Here is a 4243-nt window from a genome sequence, read left to right on the forward strand (position 1 = left end):
ACGATAGAATCACCAGAGGTCAAAACAAAAACTCGTTCTTTTAAAGTAAGTGGAATTTTTTCATCGATCATAAAATCACTTAGCTTTTTTCTCTTATTCATTCCTAAAGGACAAAACCAGTCCCCCTCTTTCCATTTTCTCACTTTTAGAGGAAATTTCAACCTGTCAAAATCCAAGGAGGCATTATTTTTATCCTTTGACATCTGATAATCAATATTATCGAAAATTTTAAAGCCCAGCTTAAAAAAAGCATTTTCAAATTCGGTGTCTTCAACAGCCACTTCCCTGCTCTGGAATGACTTTAACTCCTTGGGAGTAATGATCAATAAAGTACGGTCAATATTTAAACGATGCGTAGGCGATACAAACACTTTACCACTTCCATTTCCCATACGTTTGACCATCTCACGTACCTGTGTATAATTAAAATTATACGGTTTTACCAGCTCAAAAAGGATAATTTCCGGTTGAGATAAACCTTTAATCTTATCAATATCCAGAAAGATTTCCTGTTTCTCATTCTTAATGATATCTTCCCTAACTTCTCTCACCTTTTGTTCAAAAAGATCTTCCACTGCTCTTACACGCTCAACGGTATGGTGAACGGTATTTTCCAGATCTGGATTAATCTGTTTTAATACAGGAATCACCTCGTGACGGATCAGATTACGTGCGTATTTGGTGGACTCATTAGAACTGTCCTCTCTCCAGGTCAATTGATAAGTGGCCACATAATCGCGAATCATTTCCTTATCAGCAAATAACAAAGGACGAATAATTCGGCCATTTTTTGGAAGGATACCATGTAAACCTGAAATCCCTGTTCCCTTTGTTAAGTTATACAATATGGTTTCCAGTGTATCGTTTTGATGATGCGCAGTAGCGATGTACGCATATCCCTCTTTTTTCCTAACTTCCTCAAACCACTCATACCGAAGATAACGAGCGGCCATCTGTGTTGAAATGCCCTCGGAATCAGCAAAAGCTTTGGTTTCAAAATAATTTACATGGAAATCTACCTTATAGCGACGGGCAATCTTTTTAACAAAATTCTCATCGGCATCCGACTCCTCCCCTCTGAGGGCAAAATTACAATGAGCAATACCAAAATTAAGTCCAGCTTTATCAAACAATGCGGCCATTACTACCGAGTCTATTCCTCCACTTACAGCCAGTAAGATTTTTTCTTCCTTATCGAACAAATGTGTATCGTCGATAAACTTCAAAAAATTCTCAATCATAATTTTTAAATCCCTTTTTTCGTTAGCTTTGTGCGAATTAATTCTAAAAGATGAAAGCTGCAACAAAAGTACTATTATTATTCATTTTTATTTGCCTAAACCTTTCTACTGTTAACGCTCAGAGTAGTCAATTTAAATACACCGCTGAATCCCTAAAAGGAGGACAGCGTGATGGCCAAAGATATCGATTACTTAGACGAAATGTGAAATTCAAGCAGAATACCACCCTTATTTATTGCGATTCAGCTTACTTTTTTGATGAATCCAATTATATAGAAGCCTATGGTCATGTAAAAATTATCGACCAAGAAGATAAAACCACTATCACTTCTCAAAAACTCTTTTACGATGGCAACACCAAAATTGCCAAACTACGTGATGATGTGGTCTATAACGACGGGGATTCCCTGCAGCTTTTTACGGATATCCTCGACTACAACAAAATTAAACAAGAAGGGACTTTCTATGAAGGGGGAAAAGTAATTGATGCTGAAAATGTATTAACCAGTAAGACAGGCACCTATTACCGAACCGAATCCCGGGTTTCTTTCCATAAAGATGTGGAACTGGTCAATAAGGATTTCACCCTCAATACTGAAAACCTTTATTACAATACCATCACCAAGATTGCTGAAACAAAAGATTTTACCAAAACAGTTGATAAAGATGGAAACACAATCCTTTCAGATGTTGGTGGAGAATACGAAACTGTCACAAATAACTCCACAATTCAGCATGGAACTGTGGAAACAGAATCCTACATATTAACAGGAGACATTCTTGACTACAACAAATTAACCGATATTCATACAGCCATTGGTAATGTCCTCCTTGTCTCAAAAGAAAATGATGTTTTCATTTATGGAGATGAGGCCAAAATGAGACAAAGTGAAGGGATCACAAAGGTTTATGGAAATCCATTATTAAAACGTCCCTTTGAAGAAGATACTTTATATATGAAGGCGGACAGTCTGATTTCAATTGATCAGCCAGAAGATAATATAAAAGACCTTTTGGCCTACAATAATGTAGAAATATTCAAGCCCGACTTTCAGGGAATCGCGGATTCCCTCAATTATGACATGATCGATTCGGTGCTCTATTTTTACCAGGACCCAGTCCTTTGGACTGAAGGAGACTCTCAAATGGTGGCCGATACCATTAGCACCCTGCTTTCTGAAGGAAAGATTGACAAAATGTATTTGCGCACCAGGTCTTTTATCATCACAAAAGACAGCCTGGAATCTGTTCAAATTGATAGCCTGAATCTTTATGACCAAATAAAAGGTCGTGATATGGATATTAACTTTAAAAATCAAAAGTTAGATTACGCAGATGTAAATGGTAATGCGGAAAGCATATATTTTGCGCTAGACGAATACAATTTACTGGTTGGAATGAATCGCATTTTAAGCAGCGATATGCGTTTACGATTTAAAGACAATAGAATTCATAGTGTTACCTCCTATGTCAAACCCGATGGGGATTTCATTCCCCCTCCTGATATTAATGAACCGGATACCAGACTGGGAGATTTTAAATGGAGAGGAGAAGAAAAACCTGACCTAATCCAAGTACTCAGTGTTCGTCATCCTGAACTTTTAAAAGAAATCACTGAAAAGGAAACAGAATTAAAATCAATTAAAGAGGAAACCTCTAAAAATTTGATTAAGGATCAATAAAAAACTTTCTCTTCTTTTTATGTATAAAAGGGAACCTATAAAATAACTCCCAAGTTTCATTTTGTTCTGGCTATTTTTCTTATTTCAAAATAAAGTACAATTCTCTCTATTAAGCAACACTATTTTCTAAGAAGCTATATATAATTATATCCTTACAAATTCTAGTCTTACTTTTAAATACACCTCAGACAATAGATCCGAGTCCAGGGCAAAATGATGCAAAATTTATTTTCCCCACGCTGATAAAATAACCTCAAATTCTTTGAACAAAAAGCACTGCTTTTTTATTCCCAATTATGCTCCCTTCCACTTAAAAATATTAAAAATGTAGGTTGGATTCGAATTATCCAACAACATTTAAATCACCTGATTTACCTAGATCTTAATAACTGAAATTTATCTTTTTATCTTCAAAATATACAAAAACCCATTTCACAACAGGGAAATCACATTGGTCAATATTATTTTGGAAGATTATTTATTTAAACAGTTAAATAAAATATTATGGAACGCCTTTTTATTTAGTTTATTTTGCTAAAGATGAAAATATTTAAAAATTTTCGACACAAAAAAGATATTTATTTGTTACTTTTAGTAAAGTAGCCCGAAAATAGATTTTAAATAAACTGTGCGAACAATCTTTTTCCTCATATTGTCTCTATTTCTTTCGACCAGTGTTCTGGCACAGAGTTTTCGTCTGCTAGAAGCTGAAAAAGAAGTTTGGGGCACAGTTGATTCAAAGATTAAAGCAGGTCTAAAACTTAAAAATATTAGTGATAATTCATTATCTCTAACCTTTAAGGTGAGGCAAAAGGAGCTCAACAGTGGACAGGAAGCCACATTTTATTTAGGGAAGGAGAAACATAATTTAGGAGAAGAAGAATTTTCCTTTTCAATTGCTTTAAAAGCGGGGGAAACCAGTGCCACCATATTTTCCGAGCTTAGCTCAGGACTTGTTCCCACCACCAGTTACATTTCCCTTTGTATATTTGACGCAAAAAATCCGGCTGACTCCCTTAATCATGAAATCACTTTTTTGGTGGATGAATACAACCCTGACTTACTATTTAATAACCAGAAATTAAAAATCAGCAACGTTTATCCTAATCCGGCCAATGAGCAGGCATTTTTCAATTACCGCATCTATGATACCAGCACCAGTGCCAAATTAGTTATTTACAATGTTTTGGGAAGTATTGTCGGCGAATATGAACTGGATGCTTTTGAAACTTCTTTGGAAATTGCAACAGAAAATTTCCAACCAGGCGTTTACTTTTATACCCTTCATCTGGAAGACAAAACGCAAGTAACAAAAAAATT

3 protein-coding genes are annotated in these 4243 nt (G+C 35.4%); 2 read left to right on the forward strand and 1 reads right to left on the reverse strand.

From position 1 onward, the window contains the following. The coding region (gene tilS / locus E1171_RS06060; RefSeq protein WP_155205091.1) for a tRNA lysidine(34) synthetase TilS at positions 1-1241 on the reverse strand (1241 nt) is incomplete at its 3' end. A 50-nt stretch (positions 1242-1291) separates the two neighbouring features. Between tilS and E1171_RS06065 the strand changes: the two genes are divergently transcribed. Both E1171_RS06065 and E1171_RS24715 read left to right on the forward strand, forming a co-directional pair. Beyond that, positions 1292-2923 (forward strand): OstA-like protein, encoded by a 1632-nt coding sequence (locus E1171_RS06065; RefSeq protein ID WP_155205093.1) that lies wholly within the window; start codon positions 1292-1294, stop codon positions 2921-2923. A gap of 628 nt (positions 2924-3551) precedes the next feature. Then, the coding region (locus E1171_RS24715) for a T9SS type A sorting domain-containing protein (RefSeq protein ID WP_155205095.1) at positions 3552-4243 on the forward strand (692 nt) is incomplete at its 3' end.

Source organism: Xanthovirga aplysinae, assembly GCF_009711365.1.
In the GTDB taxonomy this organism is placed as follows: domain Bacteria; phylum Bacteroidota; class Bacteroidia; order Cytophagales; family Cyclobacteriaceae; genus Xanthovirga; species Xanthovirga aplysinae.